The organism is Salinactinospora qingdaonensis (genome assembly GCF_039539445.1).
Taxonomy (GTDB): Bacteria; Actinomycetota; Actinomycetes; order Streptosporangiales; family Streptosporangiaceae; genus Salinactinospora; species Salinactinospora qingdaonensis.
Window position 1 is genome coordinate 30,747 of record NZ_BAABDD010000026.1, and the last position, 25,865, is coordinate 56,611.

General features: G+C 66.5%; 24 protein-coding genes. 13 read left to right on the forward strand and 11 right to left on the reverse strand.

Features of this window, described 5'->3' with window-relative positions:
- Positions 1 to 56: 56 nt before the first annotated feature.
- From ABD848_RS19930 to ABD848_RS19940, 3 genes are all read right to left on the reverse strand, one after another.
- The gene (locus tag ABD848_RS19930; RefSeq protein WP_344974815.1) at positions 57 to 1,280 is read right to left on the reverse strand and encodes a pyridoxal phosphate-dependent aminotransferase; all 1,224 of its coding nucleotides are present in this window, start codon (positions 1,278 to 1,280) and stop codon (positions 57 to 59) included.
- A gap of 45 nt (positions 1,281 to 1,325) precedes the next feature.
- Positions 1,326 to 1,700, reverse strand: a complete 375-nt coding sequence (locus ABD848_RS19935; RefSeq protein WP_344974906.1) for a BlaI/MecI/CopY family transcriptional regulator — start codon at positions 1,698 to 1,700, stop codon at positions 1,326 to 1,328.
- A 210-nt stretch (positions 1,701 to 1,910) separates the two neighbouring features.
- Positions 1,911 to 2,813 (reverse strand): SDR family oxidoreductase, encoded by a 903-nt coding sequence (locus tag ABD848_RS19940; RefSeq protein WP_344974818.1) that lies wholly within the window; start codon positions 2,811 to 2,813, stop codon positions 1,911 to 1,913.
- Between the two features lie 533 nt (positions 2,814 to 3,346).
- On the opposite strand from ABD848_RS19940, the gene ABD848_RS19945 reads away from it, so the two are divergent.
- The 4 genes from ABD848_RS19945 to ABD848_RS19960 all read left to right on the forward strand — a co-directional run bounded on the left by ABD848_RS19945 (position 3,347) and on the right by ABD848_RS19960 (position 9,336).
- The gene (locus ABD848_RS19945; protein WP_344974821.1) at positions 3,347 to 7,057 is read left to right on the forward strand and encodes a multifunctional oxoglutarate decarboxylase/oxoglutarate dehydrogenase thiamine pyrophosphate-binding subunit/dihydrolipoyllysine-residue succinyltransferase subunit; all 3,711 of its coding nucleotides are present in this window, start codon (positions 3,347 to 3,349) and stop codon (positions 7,055 to 7,057) included.
- 88 nt (positions 7,058 to 7,145) lie between these two features.
- The gene (locus ABD848_RS19950) at positions 7,146 to 7,328 is read left to right on the forward strand and encodes a DUF6104 family protein (RefSeq protein WP_344974824.1); all 183 of its coding nucleotides are present in this window, start codon (positions 7,146 to 7,148) and stop codon (positions 7,326 to 7,328) included.
- Between the two features lie 203 nt (positions 7,329 to 7,531).
- A complete protein-coding gene (locus tag ABD848_RS19955) occupies positions 7,532 to 8,386 on the forward strand; it encodes a DUF4097 family beta strand repeat-containing protein (protein ID WP_344974827.1) in 855 nt (284 codons plus the stop codon).
- Positions 8,383 to 9,336: a PadR family transcriptional regulator gene (locus ABD848_RS19960; protein ID WP_344974830.1), complete on the forward strand. Its 954-nt coding sequence runs from the start codon at positions 8,383 to 8,385 to the stop codon at positions 9,334 to 9,336. Before ABD848_RS19955 ends, ABD848_RS19960 begins: the two co-directional genes overlap by 4 nt.
- 65 nt (positions 9,337 to 9,401) lie before the next feature.
- Here ABD848_RS19960 and ABD848_RS19965 read toward each other — a convergent pair whose 3' ends face one another.
- The gene (locus tag ABD848_RS19965) at positions 9,402 to 10,373 is read right to left on the reverse strand and encodes a zinc-binding dehydrogenase (protein ID WP_344974833.1); all 972 of its coding nucleotides are present in this window, start codon (positions 10,371 to 10,373) and stop codon (positions 9,402 to 9,404) included.
- Between the two features lie 358 nt (positions 10,374 to 10,731).
- Here ABD848_RS19965 and ABD848_RS19970 point away from each other — a divergent pair, with 358 nt between their 5' ends.
- Both ABD848_RS19970 and ABD848_RS19975 read left to right on the forward strand, forming a co-directional pair.
- On the forward strand, positions 10,732 to 11,625 hold the full coding sequence (locus ABD848_RS19970) for a helix-turn-helix domain-containing protein (RefSeq protein ID WP_344974836.1): 894 nt from the start codon (positions 10,732 to 10,734) through the stop codon (positions 11,623 to 11,625).
- Positions 11,626 to 11,640: 15 nt separating this feature from the next.
- Positions 11,641 to 11,841 carry a DUF397 domain-containing protein gene (locus ABD848_RS19975; RefSeq protein WP_344974839.1) on the forward strand — a complete coding sequence of 67 codons (201 nt, stop codon included), beginning with the start codon at positions 11,641 to 11,643 and terminating at the stop codon, positions 11,839 to 11,841.
- A 148-nt stretch (positions 11,842 to 11,989) separates the two neighbouring features.
- Here ABD848_RS19975 and ABD848_RS19980 read toward each other — a convergent pair whose 3' ends face one another.
- Positions 11,990 to 13,168, reverse strand: a complete 1,179-nt coding sequence (locus ABD848_RS19980; RefSeq protein WP_344974841.1) for an NAD(P)-dependent malic enzyme — start codon at positions 13,166 to 13,168, stop codon at positions 11,990 to 11,992.
- Between the two features lie 487 nt (positions 13,169 to 13,655).
- Here ABD848_RS19980 and ABD848_RS19985 point away from each other — a divergent pair, with 487 nt between their 5' ends.
- The 3 genes from ABD848_RS19985 (at position 13,656) to ABD848_RS19995 (ending at position 15,512) form a co-directional block, all read left to right on the forward strand.
- On the forward strand, positions 13,656 to 14,165 hold the full coding sequence (locus ABD848_RS19985; protein ID WP_344974845.1) for a GNAT family N-acetyltransferase: 510 nt from the start codon (positions 13,656 to 13,658) through the stop codon (positions 14,163 to 14,165).
- Between the two features lie 121 nt (positions 14,166 to 14,286).
- Positions 14,287 to 14,712 carry an ATP-binding protein gene (locus tag ABD848_RS19990; RefSeq protein WP_344974848.1) on the forward strand — a complete coding sequence of 142 codons (426 nt, stop codon included), beginning with the start codon at positions 14,287 to 14,289 and terminating at the stop codon, positions 14,710 to 14,712.
- 68 nt (positions 14,713 to 14,780) lie between these two features.
- Positions 14,781 to 15,512, forward strand: a complete 732-nt coding sequence (locus ABD848_RS19995; protein WP_344974908.1) for an RNA polymerase sigma factor SigF — start codon at positions 14,781 to 14,783, stop codon at positions 15,510 to 15,512.
- Positions 15,513 to 15,577: 65 nt separating this feature from the next.
- Here ABD848_RS19995 and ABD848_RS20000 read toward each other — a convergent pair whose 3' ends face one another.
- Positions 15,578 to 15,982 (reverse strand): hypothetical protein, encoded by a 405-nt coding sequence (locus ABD848_RS20000; RefSeq protein ID WP_344974851.1) that lies wholly within the window; start codon positions 15,980 to 15,982, stop codon positions 15,578 to 15,580.
- A 64-nt stretch (positions 15,983 to 16,046) separates the two neighbouring features.
- Between ABD848_RS20000 and ABD848_RS20005 the strand changes: the two genes are divergently transcribed.
- Both ABD848_RS20005 and ABD848_RS20010 read left to right on the forward strand, forming a co-directional pair.
- Complete coding sequence (locus ABD848_RS20005; RefSeq protein WP_344974855.1) at positions 16,047 to 16,988, forward strand: diacylglycerol/lipid kinase family protein; 942 nt, start codon at positions 16,047 to 16,049, stop codon at positions 16,986 to 16,988.
- Between the two features lie 327 nt (positions 16,989 to 17,315).
- A complete protein-coding gene (locus ABD848_RS20010) occupies positions 17,316 to 17,573 on the forward strand; it encodes a WhiB family transcriptional regulator (protein WP_344974858.1) in 258 nt (85 codons plus the stop codon).
- A 78-nt stretch (positions 17,574 to 17,651) separates the two neighbouring features.
- Here the strand turns inward: ABD848_RS20010 and ABD848_RS20015 are convergent, their stop codons facing one another.
- Positions 17,652 to 19,202: a histidine kinase N-terminal domain-containing protein gene (locus ABD848_RS20015; RefSeq protein ID WP_344974861.1), complete on the reverse strand. Its 1,551-nt coding sequence runs from the start codon at positions 19,200 to 19,202 to the stop codon at positions 17,652 to 17,654.
- Between the two features lie 164 nt (positions 19,203 to 19,366).
- Here ABD848_RS20015 and ABD848_RS20020 point away from each other — a divergent pair, with 164 nt between their 5' ends.
- Both ABD848_RS20020 and ABD848_RS20025 read left to right on the forward strand, forming a co-directional pair.
- Positions 19,367 to 20,107 carry a GntR family transcriptional regulator gene (locus ABD848_RS20020; protein WP_344974865.1) on the forward strand — a complete coding sequence of 247 codons (741 nt, stop codon included), beginning with the start codon at positions 19,367 to 19,369 and terminating at the stop codon, positions 20,105 to 20,107.
- A 214-nt stretch (positions 20,108 to 20,321) separates the two neighbouring features.
- Complete coding sequence (locus ABD848_RS20025; RefSeq protein WP_344974868.1) at positions 20,322 to 21,983, forward strand: acetolactate synthase; 1,662 nt, start codon at positions 20,322 to 20,324, stop codon at positions 21,981 to 21,983.
- Between the two features lie 47 nt (positions 21,984 to 22,030).
- Here ABD848_RS20025 and ABD848_RS20030 read toward each other — a convergent pair whose 3' ends face one another.
- The 4 genes from ABD848_RS20030 to ABD848_RS20045 are packed head-to-tail and all read right to left on the reverse strand — an operon-like array spanning position 22,031 to position 25,340.
- Positions 22,031 to 22,411 carry a thioesterase family protein gene (locus tag ABD848_RS20030; RefSeq protein ID WP_344974871.1) on the reverse strand — a complete coding sequence of 127 codons (381 nt, stop codon included), beginning with the start codon at positions 22,409 to 22,411 and terminating at the stop codon, positions 22,031 to 22,033.
- A gap of 52 nt (positions 22,412 to 22,463) precedes the next feature.
- A complete protein-coding gene (locus tag ABD848_RS20035) occupies positions 22,464 to 22,679 on the reverse strand; it encodes a biotin/lipoyl-binding carrier protein (protein ID WP_344974874.1) in 216 nt (71 codons plus the stop codon).
- 49 nt (positions 22,680 to 22,728) lie between these two features.
- On the reverse strand, positions 22,729 to 24,060 hold the full coding sequence (locus tag ABD848_RS20040; protein ID WP_344974877.1) for an HD-GYP domain-containing protein: 1,332 nt from the start codon (positions 24,058 to 24,060) through the stop codon (positions 22,729 to 22,731).
- Complete coding sequence (locus ABD848_RS20045; RefSeq protein WP_344974911.1) at positions 24,060 to 25,340, reverse strand: HD-GYP domain-containing protein; 1,281 nt, start codon at positions 25,338 to 25,340, stop codon at positions 24,060 to 24,062. Before ABD848_RS20045 ends, ABD848_RS20040 begins: the two co-directional genes overlap by 1 nt.
- Between the last annotated feature and the right edge of the window lie 525 nt (positions 25,341 to 25,865).

Consider the following 25,865-nt stretch of genomic DNA (forward strand, 5'->3'; position numbering starts at 1 on the left):
CGACCGTGGCGGGCATGGGACCGTCGCTGCCGGGCGGGAACCGGCAGCGGTGAGAATCAGCCTTGAGCGGCCCGGGAAGGGCGGGCGCCGGTACGGGACCATTCGCCGAGCCGGGCGATCGCCGCGTCCAGGACTTCGTCACGCTTGCAGAAGGCGAATCGCACCAGGTGTCGCGCTTCGGTTGGGCGGTCGTAAAGGACCTGGGCCGGAACCATGGCGACCCCCGCTTCCCGAGGCATGGCTCGGGCGAACTCGATGCCGTCAGTGCCGCCAAGGGGGCCGATGTCGGCCATGACAAAGTAGGTGCCCTGGGTGTGGGTGACGTCGAAACCGGCGGCTCGCAGGCCGACCGAAAGCCGGTCGCGCTTGCCGGCGAGCGCGGCGCGGAGCTGGCCCACCCACCCCATCTCGCCGCTAACGTCGCTGAGCGCGTCGGCGATCGCGAGTTGCAGCGCCCCGTTGGCGCTGAAGGTGAGGAACTGGTTGACGGTACGCACCGCACGGACGAGCTCGCGGGGCCCGGTCACCCATCCGGTCTTCCACGCCGTGACGGAGAAGGTCTTGCCCACCGACGACACGGTGATCGTGCGCTCACGCATCCCGGGCAGGGCGGCCAGCGGGACGTGTTCGGCTCCGTCGAAGGTGAGGTGCTCGTAGACCTCGTCGGTGAGCGCGATGAGGTCGTGCTCATGGCACAGGTCGGCGATGACCGCGAGCTCCTCGCGGGTGAGGACCGTACCCGTGGGATTGTGCGGGGAGTTGACGATGATCATGCGGGTCCGAGGCCCCACGGCCGCGCGCAGCTCTTCGGGGTCGAAGGTGAACCGGCCCGCGGGGCCGGTGGGGCGCAGTGTGACCGGACGCCGCACTCCGCCGGCCATGGCGATGACCGCCGGGTAGGAGTCGTACATCGGCTCGAAGAGCACGACCTCGTCGCCGGGCTCGACGGTGCTAAGAACAGCGGCGGCGATACCGCCCGTGGCACCGACGGTCACGTAGACCTCGTCGGAGGGATCGTAGTCGAGTCCGTAGCGACGCGAGCGGTCGGCCGCGACGGCCGCGCGCAACTCCGGGCGGCCGAGCCCGGGCGGGTACTGGTTGACGCTGTCGCCACCGTCTCGAATCCGCCGGGCCGCCCCTTCCAGCAGCGAGGTAGGCCCGTCGGTATCGGGGAAGCCCTGTCCCAGGTTGATGGCGCCGGTATCGGTGGCGAGCCTGGTCATCTCGGCGAAGACCGTCTCACCGAATCCCCGCATGCGCGCGACAAGCCGTTCATCCACAGCACGCCAGCATAGACAACGGCGGCAGGTGTGGCTGCGGCGGGCCTACGAGGCGAGCTCCCGCCGCGCACGGACCTCGCGAAGGACGTCGTGGAGGCGCGCCATGTCCTCGTCGCTGAAACGTTCGAGGAAACTCACCATGGTGGCCCCACGATCAACGCTGCCGCTGAAAACTTCGCTCATCACACGGGCGGTGTGCTCGGCGCGGGACTCCCGTGGCCAGTAGCGCCATGCCCGCCCCGCTTTCTCTCTGTGGAGCAACCCCTTGTGATACAGGATGTTGGTCACTGTCATCACGGTCGTATAGGCGATCTCGCGGTCGTAGGTCATCCGCTCGCGTATTTCACGCACCACCAGTGGACGGTCGGCTTCCCACAGGCTGTCCATGATCGCGGATTCGAGCTCGCCGAACTCTTTCACGGTCGTCTTCCCCACCTCTGTCAACCTCCCCCACATGCGTTCTGACATGCTAGGGAGGAGAACGGGCGTCTCGTGGCCGAATTCGAGCAAGCGCACAGAATCCACACCGCACCCACGGCGAAGGAATCGGAACAATCGTCCTTTACCGGGTTCGGACGCTGATTTCGACGGAGGCGACCGCCGTTTCGTAGCCGTACGGTTACGCAGCGACTACTTCAAGGTCTGCATATGCGCCTCGACCTGCTCCCTGCGGTCGCGGGGGATCACATAGGGGCGCTCGGCGTTGATGTCGGGCCAGTTGTCGCTGATGTCCTCTACGGAGGCGTTGGGCAGCACGACCCCGCCTCCCTCAGCGATGAAGACGCGCGCGAAGCGTCCACCTCCCGCGGAGTAGATCTCGCCCGTGGTCGGGCAGTCCTCATGGGCCAGCCACGCCACCAAGGGCGTGACCTGCTCCGGGGCCATCTTGGCTGCGCCCTCGCGCGGAAGGGTGTCTTTGGTCATACGAGTGTGGGCCAGCGGCGCCACGGCGTTGGCGCTGATGTCGTAACTAGCGCCTTCGATCGCGAGGGTCTTGGTCAGCCCGACGATAGCCATGGTGGCCGCGGCGTAGTTGCTCTGCCCGAAGTTGCCGAACAGCCCCGAGGAGGAGGTGGTGTTGACGATGCGGCCGTAGCCGTGCTCGCGCAGGTGCTCGAACGCGGCGCGGGAGACGAGGAAGGCTCCCCGCAGGTGAACGTCGAGGACGGCGTCCCACTCCTCGACCGTGATGTTTTGAAACGACCTGTCACGCAGGATGCCGGCGTTATTGACCAGGATGTCGATGCGACCGAAGGTGTCGAGGGCCGCCTCGATGAGCCCGCGCGCCCCGTCGGGGGTGGCGACGTCGTTGGTGTCGGCCAGCGCCACGCCCCCGGCGCGTTGGATCTCGGCGACCACCGCGGCGGCGCGATCACCGGTCTCTTCGCGGGCGGTGCCGTCGACCTCCTCGCCGGCGTCGTTGGCAACGACCTTGGCGCCACGCGCGGCGAACGCGAGCGCGTGGGCCCGGCCCAGACCTTGGCCGGCGCCGGTGACGACGGCAACGCGCCCATCGAACCGGAGGTCGCTCATGTCTCCTCCTCAGATGCCTTTTTGCGCCCCCGCTCACCCCGACGCGGGCGGGACATTCCGACTCTAACGACAGGCACCACCGGAATAGGAGACGCGGCCCACACGGTATGCGCGGCCGAGCCTGGACACGGCCCGGCGGTGCCCCCGGGGTCCGCCGGAACGCGCCCAGCCGTCCTGCTCGGCCGCGCATTCACGGCTGAGACGTCGCGTTGATGGCACGGGTTCCCCGCACAAGCGGAGGAACCAAGGTGTGAGGGGGCGATAAGGGCGTAACGTGGGTTTCTTACTGCTCACCCCGCAGCTCAGACGTACTGTGAGATCTCGATTATGTGAATAATTGTTAGGTATATCCCACCGGGGTGACCATCCGCGGGCCCCATCCGAACGCTAGGAGAAGTAGCCTATGAGACGAGATCGCCAGCCGGGCGCGTTAACGCGACCGAAGTGGGCCGCCACGACTGACGCGCGTCCAGCGCTGTGGCTATCTCTCCATCACATTCACAAGCGAGCTGCGGAAGAGGGCGATCTCCGCCGTGTCGTCTGAGGCATCTCAACCCCTGTCAGATTTCGGGCCCAATGAGTGGCTGGTCGACGAGCTGTACCAGAAGTACGTCAACGACCCGAACTCGGTCGACAAGGCATGGTGGAACTTCTTCGCGGACTACAAGTCCGGGTCCACCAAGGCCACCGATGGCACTGAGAGCGGCGGTCAGACCGCGGCTCCCGGCAAGGCAGCCGGCAACGCCACCGCCTCCGAAAAGAAGACCGCCGCTACGTCGGGCGATGGCGCCACAACGAAGGCGAGCACGGCCGCGAAGCCGGCCACTCCATCCTCGCCCAACGGTACGGGCGCGCCCGAGGGCGGCGACTCCGGCGGTTCCGGGGTGCGTGAGGAGCGCCTGCGCGGCGCCCCGGCCCGCACTGCGGCGAACATGGAGTCCAGCCTGTCACTGCCCACCGCCACGAGCGTGCGTGCGGTGCCGGTGAAGCTGCTGTTCGACAACCGCATCGTCATCAACAACCACATGAAGCGCGGCCGAGGCGGGAAGGTCTCTTTCACGCATCTCATCGGCTACGCCATGGTGAAGGCGCTCCAGGCGATGCCGGACATGAACTACTCCTACGTGGAAGTCGACGGCAAGCCAGGCATTGCCAAGCCCGAGCACGTCAACCTGGGTCTTGCTATCGACCTGCAAAAGTCCGACGGCTCGCGCCAGCTTGTGGTGCCCAGCATCAAGCGCGCCGACGAGATGAACTTCCGAGAGTTCTGGACGGCCTACGAGGAGACCGTGCGCAAGGCGCGCGCCGGAAAGCTCGGGGTGGCCGACTTCCAGGACACCACGATCAGCCTCACCAACCCGGGCGGTATCGGCACCGTCCACTCGGTGCCTCGCCTGATGCCGGGGCAGGGCGCCATCATCGGCGTAGGGGCTATGGAGTACCCCGCCGAGTTCCAGGGCGCCTCGCCGGAGACCCTGGACCGGCTGGCGGTCAGCAAGGTCATGACACTGACCTCCACCTACGACCATCGCATCATCCAGGGAGCGCAGTCGGGGGAGTTCCTCCGTCAGATGCACCGGCTGCTGCTGGGTGAGGACGACTTCTACGACGAGATCTTCGAGTCGCTGCGCATCCCGTACGAGCCGGTGCGGTGGGTGCAGGACATCTCCATCAGCCACAGTAACCAGCTCGACAAAGCCAGCCGCGTCCAAGAGCTGATCCACGCTTACCGGGTGCGCGGTCACCTGATGGCCGACACCGACCCGCTGGAGTACAAGCAGCGGCGCCACCCCGACCTCGACGTCCTCGAACACGGCCTCACCCTGTGGGACCTAGAGCGCGAGTTCCCCACCGGAGGGTTCGGCGGCAAGCAGGTCATGAAGCTGCGCGACATCCTCGGCGTGCTGCGTGACACCTACTGCCGCACCGTGGGCATCGAGTACATGCACATCCAGAGTCCGGAGGAACGGAGCTGGATTCAGTCCCACGTCGAGCGCGAGCACGAGAAGGTCAGCCGCGACGAACAGTTGCACATCCTGCGCCGGCTCAACAGCGCCGAGGCGTTCGAGACCTTCCTCCAGACCAAATACGTGGGCCAGAAGCGGTTCTCACTGGAGGGCGGCGAGTCGCTGATCCCGCTGCTCGACGGCGTCATCACCAAGGCCGCCAAGGCCGAGCTGGACGAGGTCGTCATCGCCATGGCCCACCGGGGCCGGCTGAACGTGCTCGCCAACATCTGCGGCAAGTCCTACGGCCAGATCTTCGGCGAGTTCGAAGGCAACATCGACCCGCGCAGCGCCCACGGTTCCGGCGATGTGAAATACCACCTCGGTACCGAAGGCACGTTCGAGACCGCTGAAGGCGAAAAGATCGCCATCTCCCTGTCGGCCAACCCCAGCCACCTGGAGACGGTCAACCCCGTCGCCGAAGGGATCGTGCGCGCCAAGCAGGACCTGCTCAACAAGGGCCAGCACGGCTTCACCGTCCTACCGTTGCTCATCCACGGCGACGCCGCCTTCGCCGGCCAGGGCGTGGTGGCCGAGACGCTCAACCTCTCGCAGTTGCGTGGCTACCGCACCGGCGGCACCGTGCACGTGATCGTCAACAACCAGGTCGGGTTCACCACCTCGCCGGCCGACAGCCGCTCCAGTGTCTATGCCACCGATGTCGCGCGCATGGTGCAGGCGCCGATTTTCCATGTCAACGGCGACGACCCCGAAGCTGTCGTGCGGGTGGCCCAGCTCGCCTTCGCCTACCGGCAGGCCTTCAACAAGGATGTCGTGGTCGACCTGGTGTGCTACCGGCGCCGCGGTCACAACGAGGCCGACAACCCCTCGTTCACGCAACCGTTGATGTACGACGTGATCGACACCAAGCGCTCCACCCGCAAGCTCTACACCGAAGCGCTCATCGGGCGGGGCGACATCACGGTGGAGGAGGCCGAGCAGGCGCTACGCGACTACCAGCAGCAGTTGGAGCGCGCCTTCACCGAGACCCGCGAGGCGGGCAAGAAGCCGATCGAGCCGGGCGCGGTGACCAAGCCCGAGGTCTTCGACGAAGGGCGGATCGACCACAGCAGCGTGGAGACGGCCATCTCGGCCGAGGTGGTCAAGCGGGTGGTCGACACCCAGCTCAACCTGCCCGAGGGCTTCACTCCGCACCCGCGACTCCAGCCCCAGTTGCAGCGCCGCGCCCAGATGGTCGAGGACGACACCATCGACTGGGCCATGGGCGAGACGCTGGCGTTCGGGTCGCTGCTGCTGGAGGAGCACCCGGTGCGGCTGGTGGGCCAGGACAGTCGCCGCGGCACCTTCGGGCAGCGCCACGCGGCCCTGGTCGACCGCAACTCCGGCGAGGTCCACACCCCGCTCAAGCAGTTCGACAAGGGCACCTCGAAGTTCTACGTCCACGACTCGCTGCTGAGCGAGTATGCGGCACTGGGGTTCGAGTACGGCTACTCGTCGGTGCGCCCCGAGGCGCTGGTGTGCTGGGAGGCCCAGTTCGGCGACTTCGTCAACGGCGCCCAGACCATCTTGGACGAGTACGTCAGCGCCGGTGAACAGAAGTGGGGGCAGCGCTCCAGCGTCACCCTGCTCCTGCCGCACGGCTACGAGGGGCAGGGCCCCGACCACTCCTCTGCGCGCATCGAACGCTTCCTCCAGTCGTGCGCTCAGGAGAACATGACGGCCGCGATGCCCACGACGCCGGCGAACTACTTCCATCTGCTGCGCTGGCAGGTCAAGTCGCCCTACCGCCGTCCGCTGGTGGTGTTCACCCCCAAGTGGATGCTGCGGTTGAAGGCGGCCACCTCCAAAACGCAGGACTTCACGTCCGGGTCGTTCCAGCCGCTTCTGCCCGACCCCGCAGCGCCCGACCCCAAGGACGTGCGCCGGGTGGTGCTGTGCTCGGGCAAGGTCTATTACGACCTGCAAAACGCCCGCAGCCGCGGCGACGATCAGCACACCGCCGTCATCCGGGTGGAGCGGCTCTACCCGCTGCCCATCGACGAGATCCGCCAGCAACTGGCCGCCTACCCCAACGCCGGCGAAGTGCTGTGGGTCCAGGAGGAGCCGGCGAACATGGGGCCGTGGCCGTTCGTGGCGCTGGTCTTCTCCGAACAGCTCGACCGCCCCTTCACGCGGGTGTCGCGGCCGGCCAGTTCCTCCCCGGCCGCCGGGTCGGCCAAGCGCCACGACGTGGAACAGCAGGCCCTGGTCAACACCGTGTTCCCGCCGGCCGAATAGAGCAGCGCGGGGTGGCTCCGGCGCTGCGCCGGCGACCGACGGCGCGGCGGCGGAGCCAGAACAACGAGTCAAGCGGGGAATGGACCGGATGTACTACACCGATCGTGGTATCGAAGAGCTGGAGAAGCGCCGCGGCGAGGAAGAGGTGTCCCTAGCGTGGCTCGCCGACCAGTTGCGCACCTTCACCGATCTCAACCCAGAGTTCGAGACGCCCGTCGACCGGCTGGCCACCTGGCTGGCCCGCCTCGACGACGAGGGGGACGAGGAGTAAGCGGCGCGCCACGCGGGTGACGTACCAAAGAGGGCTTCGGGAGATCCCGGAGCCCTCTTTCGCGTTAGGTGCCGCAGCCACGGTACGGGGGGTCCTCAGGGGCATCCCTGACGAACCCCCGATAGTTTGCGACATATCTTGAGTCGCCGGCTCTCGCGACATATCGTGTCTCTCGTTAGGACACTGAGTCGAAAGGGACTGCGATGGCACAATGGACCATCGACCAGCCGGCGACGCGCACCCTCGACGGAATCGTGGCCCTACGAGTGCGCATCGTCGGTGGTCACCTCAACATTCTTCCCACCGACGATCCGGTGACCTTCGACATCTCCGAGATCTCCGGTGAGCCGCTGCTGGTCACACAAGAGGCCGGCATCCTCACCATCACCTACGACGACCTCACCCGCAGCGGGCTGCTGGAACGGCTTCGGCCCTCACAACTGTCCAAATACCGTGGTGTGGGGCGGCGTAGCGCCATGATCGACCTGCGGGTACCGCGCGAATGCCCGCTCGAACTGACCACGGTCTCGGCACCGGTCGTCATCGCCGGTGGCAGCGCCAAAACCCGCGTCCGCAGCGCATCCGGGGACGTGACGCTAGACGACATCAACGGCGAGATCGACGTCAACACGGTCTCCGGCGACATCGCCGGACGCGACCTCAGCGGAAGCTTGCACTGCAACACCGTGAGTGGCCAAGTCGCCGTCGCCGGCGGCCGGGTTTCGGACTTCTCCGCGCGCAGCGGCTCGGGGCGGCTCCTCGCCGACGTCGACCTGACCGCGGCGGCCCGGGTACGGCTGGCCTCGGTCTCGGGCGATGTGGCCCTGCGCGTGCCGGCCGAGACAGCGGCCACGGTGGAACTGCGCTCGGCTATGGGGCGAGTGGACTCCGCGTTCGGGCTCGACCGGCGCGACCTGCGCGGTCGAAGCACTATGAGCGGAAACATCGGCGACGGGATCGATCCCGCCACCGTCACCACCACCAGCGTCTCCGGAGGCGTCTCGCTGCTGCGCCGCCAACCCGACGCCCCGGCCGCGATTCCTAGGGGGACAACGTGAGCACGATCTTTGGCCACGGCCGGCTCCGGCTGTACTTGCTGAAACTGCTGGACGAGAACCCGCGGCACGGCTACGAAATCATCAGCCTGCTGCGCGACCGGTTCCTCGGGGTCTACTCGCCCTCCCCCGGCACCATCTACCCTCGGCTGAGCCGACTGGAGGAGGAGGGGCTGGTGACCCACGAGAAGGTCAACGACCGCAAGGTCTACCGGCTCACCGACAAAGGGCGGGAGGAACTCCACCGCCACAGCGACGACCTCGACGAGCTGGAACGCGAGCTGACCGCTTCGGTCAGCGACATCGCCCGCGCGGTCAAGGAGGACGTCCGTGACACCATCAGCTCGCTGCGTGCGGAGCTGAAGTTCGGCCCGCGCGGCGGCGAACAGCGTGACACCGGCGAAGAGGGCGCCGCCAATGACGAGCGCGCCACATCGGACAAGCGCGACACCGGTGCCTGGTGGGAACGCGATTGGGAAAAGTTCGCGCGCGGCTTCAGCACGTGGGGGCCGCCCTGGAGCAAGCACGGTCGCCACGAGGACGAAAGCAGCGGCCCCGAATTCGACCGGACACTGAGTGACTTCAGCGAACGGGTCAGCCGCGTCATGCGCGAGGCCGGGCAGGTCGGCGAATCGGCAGCCAACGACCTGCGACGCATCCTCGACGACACCATCGAGGTCATCCGGCGTGACCTGGCCGGTTGGGGGCCGGGCGGCGAGGAGAGCCGCACGGACACCACCGGCGACAGTTCAGGCTCTCCAGACCACGGGGACGCGGCACGCTCGGAGCAGGCCGGCGAACGCTCCCCACGGGAGGAGCCCCCGCACGCGGAGGGCGGCTCCTCCGATCCGTGGCAGACGGTGACACACGACGAGGGCGACCAACCGGCCACCGGCTCCGCCGACGACGACCCCGGCACAACGGACCCTGGAGGCGACACGACCACGCGCTGAGCGTCCCCGCAACGGTGCCGCCGCGCCGCGGCGGCACCGGCTACACCTGGGGCCACCGTGGCGCGTCAGTCCACTGTGAAGACGACCTTGCCGAAAAGGTCGCCCTCGTACATCGCGGCGAAGCCCTCCGCCGCCCGGTTCAGGGGCAGCACACGGTCAATCTCGGGGCGCACTCCGGTACGGACACAGAACTCAGCCAGGCGGGCAAGCTGCCCCCGCGTGCCCATCGCCGACCCCACAGCCGACAACTGTAGGAAGAACATCCTGGTCAACTCGGCTGAAGGGGCATCGCCCGAGGTGGCGCCGCAGGTGACGATCCGCCCACCCGGACGCAGCGACCGCACCGAATGCCCCCACGTCGCCTCACCGACACTGTCGAAGACGGCGTCCACCTTCTCGGGGAGGCGCTGGCCAGGCTCGAACGCGGCGTAGGCGCCGAGTTCGACGGCCCGGGCCCGTTTGGTCTCGGAGCGGCCCGTGACGTAGACGCGGTAGCCGGTGACCGCGGCCATCCTGATCAGCGCGCTGGACACACCCCCGCCGGCCCCCTGCACCAAAAGACGCGCGCCCGGCTCCACCTGCGCCTTCTCGAACAGCATGCGGTAGGCGGTCAGCCATGCCGTCGGCAGGCAGGCCGCTTCTTCAAACGACAGCCCCTCAGGCTTGGGCACCAGATTGCGCCGGGGAACGGCCAGCTTCTCGGCGAAGGAACCGTCGTAGACCTCTGAGAGCAGGGAACGGCGCGGATCGCGGGTCTCGTCGCCGGCCCCGTCCGTGGCGTCGCCGATGACGCCGTGGACGATGACGGGGTTCCCCTCTTCGTCCACGCCGGCGGCGTCAGTGCCCAGCACCATGGGCAACCGGTCGGCACTCAGCCCGACGCCGCGTAGGCTCCACAGGTCGTGGTGGTTGAGTGAGGCCGCTTTGACGGTGACCACTGTCCACCCCTGGGTGGGGGTAGGTTCGGGACGTTCCCCTGCTTCGAGGCAGGAAAGCGGGTCCGCGGGATCGATACGCGCGGCAGTGATAGCGAACATGCCCCGACAGTAGCGAGGCACCGTAACCAGAGTCACAGCAGGTCGTCCCCGAAACATGCGCTATGTCACCCCGGGTGGCCCACGGACGGAACACGGAAACCACGAAAGGGATGGAGCGGCAGGTTTCGGATCGAGCGGCGCGGACGATACATGCCATGCGTCGGTTCTCACCTACTCCGGGCCGCTGGTGTGCAGTGGCGGTGGCCGCGCATGGGAGCCGCACGGAAACGTTCGGGAGACCGGACCCCTTCCGCCGCAGGCCACCAGCCGTCGTCGAGTGACCTGGCTGCTCGGCTGGGTGAAGTAATCTTCTTGCGTTCCCGACGCAGCCTCTCCCCCGTGCCATAAGGAGGCTCTGGTGGCCGCCGGCTATAACCCCACTGTCCGCCGTCGTCGACTCGGCGTGGAACTACGTCGCCTGCGCGAGCACGCCGGATTGACCGGAGAGGAAGCGGCCGAGCGCATGTCGTGGTCGGGGAGCAAACTCTCCCGGATCGAACGCGGTCAGGTCGCGACGAACTCCGACGATGTTCGTGACCTGCTGGAGCTGTACGAGGTGACAGATCCCGGCCTGCGTCAGTCGTTGATCATGCTGGCGCGCGAGTCACGACGCCGCGGGTGGTGGCACGTCTACGGCGACGTGCTCCCCGAGCGGTTCGAGGTCTACCTGGGGCTAGAGCCAGAAGCGAGCACGCTGCGCTTCTATCAGAACCAGATCGTTCCCGGTCTGTTCCAAACCGAGGCCTACGCCCGCGCCCTGCTCCAGTCTCACGTGGCTCCGGTGGAGCCCAGCGAGGTCGACCGACGCGCCGAATTGCGTATCCGACGCCAGGAGGTCCTATTTAGAGAAGATCCGCCGGATGTATGGGTCGTCATCGACGAAGCCGCCCTACACCGCCCTATCGGCGGAAAAAAGGTTACAGCAGATCAATTCCTCCATCTCATAGAGATGGGCGATAAACCGCATATAACACTACAAGTCCTCCCGTTTGACCGTGGCGCACACCCGGGCGTCAACGGATCATTCGACATTCTTGAGTTCACCGAGTCCGACATTTATGCGCCACGGCTTGTCCATGTGGAAAATTTGACGAGCAGCCTCTACATCGAAAAGGCAAAAGAGGTTCGTTTCTACACCGTGGCCTTCGAACACCTGCGGACCGCGGCGCTACACCCTATGGAGACCCGGGAGTTGCTCACCGAATTGGAGCAGAGGGTCCGGTCGGGGGAAACGGAGGATGTCAATGACTAGGGAGGTGGGCGCGGCATGGCCGCGTTGGAAATGGCGGATACCGGGTGGCGTACGAGCTCCTACAGCGGAACGGCGGGCGGCCAGTGCGTGGAGTTCGCCCATCTGCAAAGCGGGGTCGCCGTACGTGACTCCACCGACCGGGAGGGGCTGATCCTGGCCTTCTCCCACTTGGCCTGGATCGCGTTCGTCCTTGTAGCTGTGAGCGGGGGTGTCTGACTCCACCGCGCGCACGCCCTGAACCGGCTGCCCCGGCAATCCCGCGGTTCGGGAGGGGCGGCGAGAACGGGGAAGCTGGAAGTGCCGCACGCGGCGATCTGGAGCGGGGGTTCCCGCTCCAGATCGGTCACGTTAAGCGATCATTCACCTACGATCGAGCGACACCCTCGGCGCGCGCCTGTTGGGCGACGGCTTCGGCGACAGCGGGGACAACCCGGGTGTCGAACGAACTCGGGATGATGTAGTCCGGGGCGAGGTCATCGCCCACCAGGTCGGCCAGCGCGTTGGCGGCGGCCATCTTCATGCTCTCGGTGATGTCAGCGGCCCGAACCTCCAGCGCGCCCTTGAAAACGCCGGGGAAGGCCAAAACGTTGTTGATCTGGTTGGGGAAGTCGCTGCGCCCGGTCGCCACGACGCTGGCGTACTTGCGCGCCACGTCGGGGTGAACCTCCGGGTTGGGGTTGGCCATGGCGCAGATGATGGCGTTGTCGGCCATCGTCGCGACGATCTCCTCGGAGACCTCGCCCGCCGAGAGACCGATGAAGACGTCGGCCCCGGCCAGCGCCGTCTCGATTGACCCGGTCAGACCGGATTTGTTGCTGATTTCGGCGAGTTCGTCCTTGGCGGGGGTCAGGCCGCCACGTCCGGCGTAGATCAACCCCTTGCTGTCAGCCACGGCGATGTCGCCAATACCGCCGGCGACGAGCATCTTGGTAACGGCTATCCCCGAGGCACCGGCGCCGGAGACGACGGCGCGCAGATCGCCAAGGCTACGGCCGGTGACACGGGCCGCGTTGCGCAGTGCCGCAAGGGCGACGATCGCCGTGCCGTGCTGGTCGTCGTGGAACACCGGGATATCGAGGCGCTCGCGCAGCCGCTGCTCGATCTCGAAGCAGCGCGGCGCAGAGATGTCCTCCAGATTGATGCCGCCGAAGGAGGGAGCCATCCGCGCCACGGTCTCGACGATGTCGTCGACCTCGCGACAGGACAGCGCGATCGGCACGGAATTGATGCCGGCGAACTCGGTGAACAGCAGGGACTTGCCCTCCATGACGGGAAGCGACGCCTCGGGGCCGATGTCGCCCAGTCCCAGAACCGCCGAGCCGTCGGTGACGACGGCGACGACACCGCTCTTCCAGGTGTAGGTGTCGACGAGTTCGCTGTTGTCCGCGATGGCCCCGCACACCCGGGCGACGCCGGGCGTGTAGGCCAGAGCCAGATCGTCGTGGTCACGGACCTGAACAGAGGAACGCACGTTCAGCTTGCCACCGCGATGCAGGGCGAAGGCGGGATCCTCGTCGAGGTGCGCGTGAGAATCAGTGGTCACCGTGAAAAACCCCTCAGTAGTAGTGCGCGTCCGCGACGGCCATAGCGCGGACGGCCGTATCTGCAAGGACAGCGCGTGGAGACGGTGTGCTAGGGGACGGATTGCGCCTCCGGTCGGCCAGAACCGAATGGCGAGCGTCGATCTCCACGAAACTTGTTGGAGCGGAGCGCTGTCGATGTCACGGGGTTGACCCGTTATCCAATCATCTCACAACGATTCACGCGCGCTCATGCCGACTGTGAAACCACAGGATCGTCACGAGGGTTTTCCCTGCTGTCGCCAGGGGACTGGCCGCTGCCCGCCTCGGGACGGCCGGCTCGCCCATGGTGCGTGCGCCCCGGCGACGCGCTGTGGTACGGGGCAGGGTGACAGCCATGACCGGCTACCGTGGATGCTGTGTCGCGGAATTCATTCGGCCCAGTGTGTGCTTATTGAAGAGAAATACCGGTAGCCGCGAACACCGTCCGCTTTTGCGTTGAGGAGCACCGTGATCCGTCCCGCCCGTCCCGGCGATGTCGCGACGATCCGTCAACTCGTAGGCGAGTTGGCCGAGTATGAGAAAGAGCCGGAGGCGGTCGTGTCCACCGAGGCCGATTTCGCCGAGGCGCTGTTCGGAGAGCACCCTGCCGCCTTCGCCCATATAGCCGAACACATAACGCCGGAGGGTGAACACACTGTGGCGGGTTTCGCCCTGTGGTTCCGCAATTTCTCGACCTGGACCGGGCGGCACGGAATCTATGTGGAGGATCTCTACGTCCGGCCACACTTACGGGGCCGAGGCTATGGCCGTGCGCTCTTGGCCGAGTTGGCGCGCACCTGCGCGCAACACGGCTTCTCGCGGCTGGAGTGGTCGGTGCTCGACTGGAACCGTGATGCCATCGAGTTCTACACGTCCTTGGGAGCGGTGGCGATGGACGAATGGACGGTGTTTCGCGTCAGTGGTGACAGTCTCGCCAGACTCGCGGCACGCGAGGACAGCGAGGAGGCACCGTCATGAGGCGACCCGGCAACCGTCCCTGCGTCCATTGTCGGAACACGGGAGTGCTCGCGTGCACCGCGGCGGGGGCGAACAAGATACATTGCTGTCAAGCGGCAACCTCGCTTCCCGGAGGAGGGACGTGACTGAAGAAACCGCTGTGCCGACCACGGACGCACTGGGAGTCCGAGACGCGGTGACCGTGCGTATGCCAGCCGAGAGCGCCTACCTGTCCGTCCTACGGACAGCCACGGCCGGCCTGGCAGCCCGGCTCGACTTCACCCTGGACGAGATCGAGGACCTGCGTATCGGGGTAGACGAAGCGTGCGCGATGTTGCTCTCCCAGGCTCTGCCCGGTACAGACCTCACGACCGAATTCGAACTTACCGGCGACGGCATGCGCATTGCCGTGTCGGTACTGACCGCCGATGGCCGGTTGCCGGCCCGTGACACCTTCGCGTGGACGGTCCTGTCGGCTCTGGCCGGTGATGTCGACGCCAATGTCGGCGCGGACGATCGGGTGACGATCGTCCTCCACAAGCGCCGTGACGTGGTGGAGTCGGCGTGAGTGAAAGGGGGCCCGCTCTGACGGCGAAAACGGAGCACGCGGTGCCCGACCGGGAGCGTGCACGAGAGTTGTTCGAGCGGATGGGTGAGCTCGCCGACGACTCGCCGGAACGGCAGCGCATCCGCGACGAACTCGTCGAGCTGCACCTGCCCCTGGTGGAGTACTTGGCGCGGCGGTTTCGCAACCGCGGCGAATGGCTCGACGATCTCACGCAGGTCGCCACGATCGGCCTGATCAAGTCCATCGACCGGTTCGACCTGGACCGTGGCGTGGAGTTCTCCACCTATGCCACGCCCACGATCGTGGGCGAGATCAAACGTCACTTCCGGGACAAGGGGTGGGCGGTACGGGTTCCGCGCCGGCTCCAGGAGCTGAAACTGTCGCTGACCAAAGCGGTCAGCGACCTGTCGCAGCGCGAGGGGCGGGCTCCCACGGTGCACGAGCTCGCCGACCACCTGGGGATGTCCGAGGAAGAGGTGTTGGAGGGCCTGGAGTCGGCCAACGCCTACTCCACGGTTTCTCTCGACGCTCCCGACAGTGGCGACGAGGATGCCCCGGCCGTGGCCGACTCGCTGGGCATCGTCGACGATTCGCTGGAGGGAGTGGAGTATCGGGAGTCCCTCAAACCCCTGCTGGAACAACTGCCGCCTCGGGAGAAACGCATTCTGCTGCTGCGTTTCTTCGGCAACATGACGCAGTCGCAGATAGCGGCGGAACTGGGAATCTCGCAGATGCACGTCTCGCGGCTGCTCGCGCGCACCCTGGCTCAGCTTCGTCAGGCACTGACCATAGACGACTGATCACCCCGACGATCGCCCCCCGATCCATGGACCGGGGCATGGAGCGGACTCGATGCCCCGTTTCCTCACGACTGCCGGTCGTGCCTTCCGCTTTCACCAGGGAAGAGTCTGGCCGTGGTGGACGGTGCGAGTGCGAGGACAAGCGCCGCGGCGGCGACGACGGCCAGAGCCACACTGATCGCGTACTGCTGGCTGGTCCACATGTAGTAAGCGATGACGCAGACGAAGATCTGGGTGAGGACCACCGGCGTGCGGGCCCAACTGTGCAGCATGAACAACCCCCACGCCGTATACCCCACTGCGGCGCCCGCGCCCAGCGCGAACACGGTCAGCGGCAGCGCGTAACCGACGTCGGTGGCGCGTCCGAGCAGTACTTCAATGAGCACGTACCCCCCGGCGAGCAGCAGAGCGAGAGCGATGAGGCTCTGTAGGCCGGTTGCGAGGACAATGGTCAGCGGACGTTGGGACACACCATCGAGCTTATCTGCCCGGCCGGCTACGCTCCGCCCCCCGCAGGGACCGTAGACTGACGGCGTGCGTGCCCTGTTCATTGCCAATCCCCAGGCCACCACGACGACCACGCGGGCCAGAGACGTCATTCTCCGGGCTATGGCCAGCGAATTCTCCTTGGACGTACGCCAGACCCAGTACCGCGAGCACGCCAAAGAACTCGCTCGCCAAGCCGCCGAAGAGGGCTACGAGCTGGTTATCAGCCTCGGTGGCGACGGCACTGTCAACGAGGTCGTCAACGGCATCCTGACAACTCCTTCACACCTTCCCCAGCCGGCTTACGCCGCCCTGCCCGGCGGAAGTGCCAACGTTTTCATCCGGGCACTGGGACTGCCCAGTGACCCCGTTGAGGCTACGGGGGCAGTACTGGAGGCACTGCGCACCGGAGCGCGGCGCACGGTCGGTCTGGGGCGTGTCAGCGGCCCCGACGACGACGGCCGCTACTTCACCTTCTGCGCTGGGTTTGGTTGGGACGCCGAGGTCGTGCGCGAGGTGGAGCGTCGCCGCCACCACGGCCACCGGGCCTCTCCCGGGATGTATATGAGCGTGGCGCTCAATCTGTTCTACAAGGGCGACCGGGTCCGCGACCCCTCACTCACCGTCCACCTGCCCGACCGCGACCCGGTGCGTGGGCTCCACGCCATGCTGGTCACCAACACGACCCCGTGGACCTACGCCGGCGCCTTCCCGGTGCAGCCGACGCCGCGCTCCAGATTCCACCTCGGACTGGACGCTTTCGCGCTCACCCACGTCGACACCCTGACCACGGCGCGCCTGGTGGGACAGATGCTGTCCCCGCGCGGCGTACCGGAGCAGGGCCTAGGGCACCTCTCGTGGCACGACCAGCCGAGATTCGTGGTCGAGTGTGAGCATCCCCGGGCCTTCCAGATAGATGGGGAATACCTGGGAGAACGAAAACAGATTGATTTCTGTTCTATTCCAAAAGCATTACGAGTGGTTTATTGATGCTTTTTCGGGGTTCAGAGAAAAGCGTCTTGTGACGCACACGACACGGCATTCAAGGCGCTGGGCGACGCGAACTCTTGCATGCACCCCATAAGCCTGTCAGGCTCAAAGTGTCGCCACACGTTACGGGTGGGTTAACGGACTGTTCCAAGGTCAGGGCGCTCGTACCCGCGCACAAGCGGGAGCGGGAGCCGTAACAAGCCCCCAGGTGGGCACACCGCAAAGCGGGTACCAGCGAAGAGGCGGACCCGAAACACACGCTCATATTCGTGAATTCGTTCACAAAGACCCGTTGCAGATCGTGCGCTGTTAAAGGAGTGAATCCGCATGGACTGGCGCCACCACGCTGCCTGCCGTGACGAGGACCCCGAACTCTTCTTCCCTATCGGCGATTCCGGGCCGGCCCTGATCCAAATCGAAGAGGCCAAAGAGGTATGCCACCGCTGCTCGGTCATGAACTCCTGCTTGGAATGGGCGCTGCAAAGCGGCCAGGACGGCGGGGTCTGGGGTGGCATGAGCGAGGAGGAGCGCCGTGCTCTCAAGCGCCGCCGCAAGCTGGTGAGCCGGCAGCGGACGGCCGTCTGAGACTCGTGGGGCCCTACGGTCGGCCGGGCGACCGTACCCCCGCGGCGGCCTCTCTCACGCCCAAGGGCCCTAGCGCGCTCAGGTGTGGGGCTGGAAGTCGCGTTCGATGGGCAGATCGATCGAGACCTTCGTCCCGCCCTCCTGCTTGGGTTTGATCTCCAACGTCCCTCCCAATTCCCCCACGATCAGTGCGCGCACGATGTGCAAGCCAAGACTGGTCGAGCCCTCGATGTTGAAATCGGGGGGCAGGCCGTCGCCGTCATCGGTGACCTCGACACGCAGCCTGGTACCGTCCTCCTCCGCACCGGGATGCGGGGCGTCACGGTCAGCGACGACCTCGATGACACCGGGACCGTAGCCCAGTCCGTGTTCGACGGAATTTTGGACCAGTTCCGCCAGCACCATGGACAGCGGCGTGGCCACCAATGCCGACAACAGCCCGAAGTTGCCCACCCTACGCGGCACCACCGAGGAGGACTCGGTCGAAGAGACCTCGGCGGCCATCTCGATCACACGATCGGCGATGTCGTCGAAGTCGACGATCTCGTCGGGCGTGTGGGAGAGCATCTCGTGGACGATCGCGATGGAGCCGACCCGGCGCACTGCCTCGTCCAGGGCCATACGCCCCTCCGGAACCTGGAGCCGGCGCGCCTGGAGCCGCAGCAGAGCGGCCACCGTTTGGAGATTGTTCTTCACTCTGTGGTGAATCTCACGGATAGTGGCGTCCTTTGTCATGAGTTCGCGCTCGCGTCGGCGCAACTCGGTGACGTCGCGCACCATGACCAGGGCCCCGATGCGTGCCCCACCAATGACCAACGGGATCGAGCGGAGCTGGATCGTCGACCCGCGCGCCTCGACCTCGGCTTCCTGGGGGACCCGGCCGCTCGCGGTCCACGTCAGCGACTCGTCGCGCGCGTCAGCGGCGACGGAGAGCTCCAAGGTGGTGCGCGCCAGGTCGGCTCCCACCAAGTCCGCGGTAAGCCCCAGCCGCCGGTAGGCCGAAAGGGCGTTGGGGCTGGCGTAGACCACCCGACCCCCCTGGTCCAGCCGTAGCAGGCCGTCACCCACCCGGGGTGAACGCACCATGAGTGGCCCCTGGTCGTTGAAGGGGAACTCGCCTTCGGAGATCATCTGTGCCAGATCGCCGGCACTTTGCAGGTAGGTGAGCTCAAGCCGGCTCGGAGTGCGCGCCGAACTGAGATTGGTACTGCGCTGGATCACCGCGATCGTGCACCCCTCACGCCGGACGGGAATGGTCTCCTCTCGCACCGGAACCCCGCCTGACCAGTCAGGATCACCCTCACGGCAGATACGGCCCTCGGTCCAAGCGCGGTCGAGCAGTCCCCGTTTGGTCGCCGACTGGGTAAGCTCCGAGTCGCCATTCGCGTGATGTGGATCACGCAGGAAGGTCTCGACAAGATCGTCCTGGAACGCCGTGGGACCGGTCGTAGGTCGCATCTGAGATACGGCCACCCAGCCGGTGTCATCGCGCAGGCGCACCCAAAGCACCAGGTCAGCGAAGGAGAGATCAGCGAGAAGCTGCCAGTCGGAGACCAGCGCGTGCAGCCACTCCAGGTCCACCGTCTTGAGCGCTGTATACCTTCGGATTAGATCACTGAGGTGAGGCACTCACAAATCATCCCACGAAGGAAGGCATACTCAAGGAACGCATCTGTGTACCTGTGGTCCAGACCAGTTGGGCCAAAACGGGTACTCCTACTGGGAAGGAGGGCCCGGCTACTGCCAAGATGCGGGCAATGCTGAACGGGTGGGAAGCGGTGGAGGAAACTGACGTGACGGCCCAGCGAACGCTCGAGGACGGCCAGCGAGTCCCTAAGTACTACCAGGTCAAAAGACAACTCCTGGATCTCATCGAAACCATGCCGGCCGGGAACCCGGTGCCCCCGGAGCGGGCGCTGGCGACCCAGTTCAATACTTCGCGCACCACAGTGCGCCAGGCGCTGACCGAGATGGTGGTCGAAGGGCGGCTGCTGCGCATTCAGGGCAAAGGGACCTTCGTAGCCAAGCCCAAAGTTGCCCAGGTGCTACAGCTCACCAGCTACACCCAGGAGATGCGATCACACGGCCTGCACCCGGCCACGCGCATCCTGGATGTGAGTTACATCAACGCCGACGACAGCCTCGCCGAACTGTTGGCCATCCGCTCCGGTGGGCGCGTGCTGCGCATCGAGCGACTGCGGCTGGCCAACGGCGAGCCGATGGCGGTGGAAACCGCCCACCTGGCGGCCCGCAGATTCCCCGGCCTGCGTCGCCAACTCGACCGATACGCATCGCTGTACGAGGCGCTGGCCAGTGCCTATGAGGTTCGGCTGGCTGAAGCTGAGGCCACGATCGAGACCGTGCTCGCCACCCCCAACGAGGCACGGCTCCTTGGAGTCGACGTGGGACTGCCCCTGGTGTTGCACTGCCAGCACAGCTTCGACGCCGAAGGCCACCCGGTGGAGTGGGTGCGTTCCCTGTACCGGGGCGATCGGTACAAATTCGTCACCCGGCTACGCCCTCCACACGAGTGAGACGTCGGCCTCGCGCGGTGGCCGACGAGCGAGAGGCACCCGTCGGCCACCGCGATATGAGACAAATCACATGAGTCGCTATTACTAGCTGGTAAGTTAGGGGAGCAGGCGCGTTAACCACGACGCCCCCACGTGCGCCCGATGGTCGAATCGAGAGGAGGACTCGGCGGCGCCCTCCCACGAGCCAGCACCGGCGCCACGCCGAAAACCCCTGATGAGCATGTCCCCTTTCCGCGGCCGTCTGACCGGCCACGCCGGCGCCCACGCCGTCACCGTCGCCCGACACCACGGCGTCACCACCATGTTCACCCTTTCGGGCGGACACGTGTTCCCGCTCTACGATGGCGCGGTCCGCCCCGAGCCGGTCATGAACCTGCTGGATGTCCGCCACGAGCAAACGGCCGTGTTCGCAGCCGAAGGCGTCGGCAAACTCACCCGCACGGCGGGCTGGGCCGTGCTCACCGCGGGGCCGGGGGTGACCAACGGGATCAGCGGCATGGCGACAGCGCACTTCAACGGCTCGCCCATGGTGGTGCTAGGCGGACGCGCCCCCGACGGCCGCTGGGGCCAGGGGCTGCTGCAAGAACTCGACCAGCCGCCCATCCTGGAGCCGGTGACCAAACGGGCCTGGACGGTACACGAGACCTCCCGGGTCGGCTCGGCGGTGCACGAGGCGTTCACCCTAGCCAACAGCGCCCACCGTGGGCCGGTTTTCCTCGACATCCCCATGGACCGGCTCTACGACCACGCCGACGTCGAACCACCGCTGCCCGCCCCCTCCACCGACCGCACCCCCGAACCGGACGCTGTCGCTACGGTGGCGCACCTGCTGAGCGAGGCCGAGCGGCCCGTACTGGTGTACGGCTCCGACGTGTGGCTGGACGGCGCCGAGGAGACGGCCCGCGCCCTGGCCGAGGAACTCGGCATTCCCGTGATCACCAACGGCCAGGGCCGCGGCGTGCTCCCCGGCAGCCATCCACTGCTCGTCAACCGCGCCCGGAGCACAGCCTTTGGCCAAGCTGACCTCGTCGTGGTCGTGGGCACGCCCCTGGACTTCCGGCTGGGGCATGGCCTGTTCGGCGGCAAAAACGGCGCAGGCCTGGCCAAGGTCGCCCACGTGGTCGACTCCGCCGATCAGCTCGCCACCCACCTGGGGCTAGCGGGATCGGTAACCGGCGACGTGGCCGCGGCGCTGCGCGGCATCGGCGACGCCGCCAAACCCCCTTCCGCCTTAGCGCAGTGGCGCCAACTGCTCCAAGACGCGGTGCGCGCCGCAACCGCCTCCGACGTCGAGGCGATGCGCAGCGACGCCGAGGCGATCCAGCCGCCCCGAATCTATGGCGAGCTCACCCGCATCCTCGCCGACGACGCTGTGGTCATCGGTGACGGCGGCGACTTCGTCTCCTACGCGGGCAAGTACATCGAGCCCGCCGCGCCGGGCAACTGGCTCGACCCGGGCCCCTTCGGCTGCCTGGGCACCGGCATGGGCTACGCCATCGCCGCCCGACTGTCGCGACCGTCGGCGCAGGTAGTCACCTTGCTGGGCGACGGGGCCGCGGGCTTTTCCCTGATGGACGTCGACACGCTGGTGCGCCACCGACTACCGGTCGTGATGGTGTGCGGCAACAACGGCATCTGGGGGTTGGAGAAGGCGCCCATGCAACTGATCTACGGCTATGACGTCGCCGCCGACCTTACGCCTCAGACCCGCTACGACGAGGTCGTCCGTGCCTTGGGAGGCGACGGCGAACTCGTGACCCGCCCCGAGGAGATCGCTCCGGCGCTGCGGCGCGCTTTCGACTCCGGTGTTCCCTACATGGTCAACGTCGCCACCGACCCCGAGAACGTCTATCCCCGCGCGACCATGGGGGTGTGAGACGCGGCGCGGCCACGCCCAGCGCGTCCCCTCCGGGACGGGGGAGGTCACGCCGTGGCTTTGGCGAGGAACCGCTCGCGCTCGACGATGACGCGCCGCACCGTCGCCGTGGCGATCGTGCGCTCCTGCTGCGTCACGGTCACGTCGAAAGTGAGCTGCTCCCCCGCAACGTGGCTCAGCACTGCCTCGGCATGCACCTGCGCGCCGATGGGAGTGGGGGCGGTGTGCGCGACCTCGACCTGGGTTCCGACACTGGTACAGCCCTGCGGCAGGTGACCAGCCACGGCCGCGACCGTGGCGGCCTCGGCCAGTGCCAGCACCCGGGGCGTGCCCAGCACCGCAACGTCGCCGCTGCCCAGTGCCACAGCGGTATCGGAGGTGGTGACATCGAGATCGGCATTGCCATGCAGTCCTGCGCTGATCGCCATGGGGGGCAACCTACCGGAGTCGGCCACGGTGGCGCGGCAGCGGCGATGCCGACTATTCCGCCACGACGGCCAGCAGGTCTCCCTCCCGCACGACGTCGCCCTCGGCGACCTCGATGCTGACCACCGCCGCCGGGTTCTCGACGACGACGGGGATCTCCATCTTCATCGACTCCAGGATCAACACGGCATCCCCCTCGTTGAGGGTGTCTCCCGGTGCCGCGGCCACCTTCCACACGTTGGCGGCCATCTCCGCACGAACCTCGGCCATCTCGTGCCCCTTCGCTCTCTAGGAGGCGATCTATCACCGACCGCAGTTCTTAAGGGACTATCCGAAATTGGCCGGTGCGTTCGCCGTCAGTGCGTTCCCGTTCGAGGACCCGCGCCAGTGCGTTGACCACCCGGGGGTCGTACTCACTGCCGCTATCCATCCGCAGGCGTTGCACCACAGCTTCGATCCGGTCGCGATCGGTGGACTCGCCCACCAGGTCGTCGAAGGCGTTGGCCACCTTAATGATGCGGCTACCCAGCGGCGGTGGGGAGTCGGTCGTCTCGTCGTAGGGGTCGCACTGGCGGCGAACGAGTTCGGCGACATTGTCGAGGACACCGGTTTCGCGAATCACGGCGGCTCCCAACTCAGCGATGCGCCGCTGTTCCCGGGGAGGCGCCAAAACGGTCGCGCCGCTGGGGATGGGGTCGCGCAGCGAAAGTTGCCCAATGTCGTGCATCAGCGCCGCGTACTCCAACTCCAAGACCTCGGACTCGCGCATAGCCAGCTCACAACCGATCGCGTGGGCAAGGCGGCTCACCCGACGCGAGTGGCCCGTTTCGACATAGCCACCGACTTCGGTGACCCGTGACAGCGACCGCACCGTCTGTAGGTAGGTTAGGCGGATCTCAGCGAACCGGCGGAAGGCGATCTGGGTCACCAGCAGCGGCGCTGTGAAGACCAGCAGCGCGGCGATCCCCATGACGCTGCCGGCGAGGGCGATGAGGACGCCCGAGGCACCGATCGCCATACCAATGGCGATCTGGGCGCGGATCTCGTCGCGAAAGGCCACGCGAAGGGGCGTGCGTAGCCGTTCGGCCCGAATGGCGCCGGCGATCACCGAATCGATCAGCCACACGGCTACGACGAGCAGCGCCATGATCCCCAGCCCCGGCCACCAGTGGGTGTCTCGGGGGTCAAGCGAAGCCGCGAGCGGGCGGAAGGCGTTGGCGAGGATCTCGATGATGAACAGCCGCCGGGCGAGATCCCCCCAACGCGGCGGCCGCCCCACAGTGATATGGGGAAGCTCGCCCAACACCATCCCCATAGCAACCACAGCCACGACCTGCCACGCCTGGTGGTGGACGGTCTCACCGCCGGCGGTGAGCAGGAACGTGTACCCGATGGCGCCGGCGGAGGCGATGGGGGCCACCTCCCGTTGGCCCGGTAGCGCGATCCGCGCCAACTCTCCCAGCGCGATGAGGACCCCAAAGGCCAAAGCCGCACGCGGTTCGGCGAAACCGGTCAACACCGTCCACAGGAGGGACACAGCGGCCACGATCGTGGTAACGACGATCAGCAGCGCCTGCGTGAGCTGGGCGTGGTGCCCACTCGCGTGGTGCTGGCGCCACTGCATGCCCAGCGGCGCTCCCTGGATGATCATTATTCCTTCTCCCCGGCCACTCGTAGCGGCGCGCTGGGGTCATCGTGGTCCTGCTGGGCGACTTCGGCGACATCGTCGTCGGGCGGCTCCACCACGTCCGGGGTCGTCCACCCGTCCCGGCCGACTGCTCTGATCAGCGCGTCGACCATCTCCGGGTCGAACTGTGGGCCCGAGCCGCGCCTAAGCTCGGCGAAAGCCTCCTCGACGGAACGGGCGTTGCGGTAGGACCTCGTCGAGGTCATGCAGTCGAAGGCGTCGGCCACCGAGATGATGCGCGCGAACTCCGGAATCTCCTTGCCGGCCAGCCCCATGGGGTAGCCTCGCCCGTCCATACGTTCATGGTGGTGCATGATGCCTTCGAGGGCTTCGTCGAGGAAGCCGATCTCGCGCACGATCTCGAATCCGCGCATCGGGTGCAACTGGATGGCCGCGAACTCTTCCTCGGTGAGCTTGCCGGGCTTTTGCAGCACCTTGGTCGGCACACCCAGTTTGCCGACGTCGTGCAGCATCCCGGCGTAGCGGATCGTGTGCACCCGTTCGGCGTGTAGCCCTAACTCCTCCGCGATCATGACCGAAGCCTTGGACACGCGAACGCAGTGGCCGCGGGTGTAGTAATCCTTGGTCTCCACTGCCTGACACAGCGTGGCCAAAGTAGCGTCGTGGGCGCGCTGCTCAGCGACGTACTGGTCGAAGGCCCACCGTGCGATGAACAGCGGCAACAGCACCAGCAGCACGGCGAAGGCGCCGACCGCGTTCCAGATGGCGGCGATGAACAGCCCGAGCATGCCATAGCCGATCGAGGAGAGCTCCAGCGTGGCCAAGGGGCGCCAACGCACCTTGCGCGGCCGTTGGAAGCGCACCACGCCGAGACACCACATCAAGCCGGCGACTAGGAGGGCGTTGACGACCGTGTGGACGAGAGTGGCCACGGTGAAGGGCAGGACGATCCACGGGAAACTGTCCGGATCGGGCACGCCACGCCCGCCTCCCAGCAACTGGAAAGCATGGCCACCGGCGTAACCGGCCAGCGCGAACTGGGCACCGTTGAATAGCCGCTTGACTGCGCCTTGGCGTCGTAACACCAGGCAAGAAGAGAAACCGACGATGGCCGCGCCCACCGGCCCGACGAGCACGACGGCCGCCAGCGACGCCGACGAACTGGGAGATATCCCGGTCTTACCGCTGTCGACCATTGTGCTGATCGACTCGGCGATGACGAAGAGAACGGCCAGAAGCACCAGTCTTCGCGGGTCGATCCCTGTGTAGGGTCCGAGCAACATCGTGACGGTGGCGCCCAGGCAGACCAGGCATACATACAACCGTGCGACAGCCGGAAGCGTCTGCAATGACGTTCCCTCCGCCCCATTTGGCGACCGAATCCTTCGTGACTTTCCGAGATTACGCTCTAGCGTCGCAGCCGACTATGGATGCTCGTGGCGGCGCGAGGACGGTGCCGGCACGGACACACCAACAGTGTGTTCCACGACCGGCCACGCGGCAACGAAGCTCTCAACTCCCCGGCTCTTCTCGCTTTGCGCGCCCAGCATCGCCCGCGGAGGCGGGGCGCGAATTGCCTCATACGGTAGATATAGCGGTCAGTTTAACGGCAACTCGCGCAAGATTCATTGCCACACTCCCACTGCCATACCGGCAGTGGGAATTTATACCACCAAGGCGAGCCAAAATTTCAAAATGCGGAAATACGAATCCACTTAGGGGCTGACCGAATAACCCCCTGCATCCAGATTTATTTTTGAAGCCGGAGCGTAAAACCGGAAAAATAAGCGACTGCCGCGCTACCAGCG

Bases quoted from the DNA above. Each gene is read 5' to 3' on its own strand.
- ABD848_RS20035 (WP_344974874.1), bottom strand. From the start codon at position 22,679: ATGGCCGAGGTTCGTGCGGAGATGGCCGCCAACGTGTGGAAGGTGGCC.
- ABD848_RS19965 (WP_344974833.1), bottom strand. From the start codon at position 10,373: ATGTTCGCTATCACTGCCGCGCGTATCGATCCCGCGGACCCGCTTTCC.
- ABD848_RS19955 (WP_344974827.1), top strand. From the start codon at position 7,532: ATGGCACAATGGACCATCGACCAGCCGGCGACGCGCACCCTCGACGGA.
- ABD848_RS19975 (WP_344974839.1), top strand. From the start codon at position 11,641: ATGGCCGCGTTGGAAATGGCGGATACCGGGTGGCGTACGAGCTCCTAC.
- ABD848_RS19950 (WP_344974824.1), top strand. From the start codon at position 7,146: ATGTACTACACCGATCGTGGTATCGAAGAGCTGGAGAAGCGCCGCGGC.
- ABD848_RS20025 (WP_344974868.1), top strand. From the start codon at position 20,322: ATGAGCATGTCCCCTTTCCGCGGCCGTCTGACCGGCCACGCCGGCGCC.
- ABD848_RS20030 (WP_344974871.1), bottom strand. From the start codon at position 22,411: ATGGCGATCAGCGCAGGACTGCATGGCAATGCCGATCTCGATGTCACC.
- ABD848_RS20010 (WP_344974858.1), top strand. From the start codon at position 17,316: ATGGACTGGCGCCACCACGCTGCCTGCCGTGACGAGGACCCCGAACTC.
- ABD848_RS20045 (WP_344974911.1), bottom strand. From the start codon at position 25,340: ATGTTGCTCGGACCCTACACAGGGATCGACCCGCGAAGACTGGTGCTT.
- ABD848_RS20040 (WP_344974877.1), bottom strand. From the start codon at position 24,060: ATGATCATCCAGGGAGCGCCGCTGGGCATGCAGTGGCGCCAGCACCAC.
- ABD848_RS19940 (WP_344974818.1), bottom strand. From the start codon at position 2,813: ATGAGCGACCTCCGGTTCGATGGGCGCGTTGCCGTCGTCACCGGCGCC.